The organism is Aquabacterium sp. A08 (genome assembly GCF_011742065.1).
This window is the reverse complement of record NZ_JAAQQT010000114.1, coordinates 1-320: the sequence shown is the minus strand read 5'-3', so window position 1 is coordinate 320 and position 320 is coordinate 1. Positions and strand designations below refer to the sequence as shown.

Below are 320 nucleotides of genomic sequence, written 5' to 3'. Positions count from 1 at the left end.
GTGGAATTTGTGCAGCCCCGGGGTGGCCTGTTCGTGTGGGCGCGGCTGACCGGTGCGCGCGGGCAAGTGCAGGACAGCCAGGTGTTCGCGCAGCGCGCCATCGACCAGGGCGTGGCCTTTGTGCCCGGCGCGCCGTTTTACTGCGAGCAACCCGACCGCGCCAGCTTCCGCCTGAGCTTTGCCACCTCGGACGTGGAAAAAATCCGCGAAGGCGTGCAGCGCCTAGCGCGGGCCTTGTGACCCGAGCCCCCAAGCCATGAAAAGCCCGACCGTTGCGGTGCTGCTGATCCTGTTGGGGGTCTATTTCCTGTTGTCCAACC

The 320-nt window shown here is 66.2% G+C and carries 1 protein-coding gene; it reads left to right on the top strand.

Going from position 1 to position 320, the window contains the following annotated elements; genetic code table 11:
• A partial coding sequence (locus HA630_RS00650; protein WP_166832047.1) for an aminotransferase class I/II-fold pyridoxal phosphate-dependent enzyme occupies positions 1-240 on the top strand: 240 nt, incomplete at its 5' end.
• Positions 241-320 lie beyond the last annotated feature (80 nt).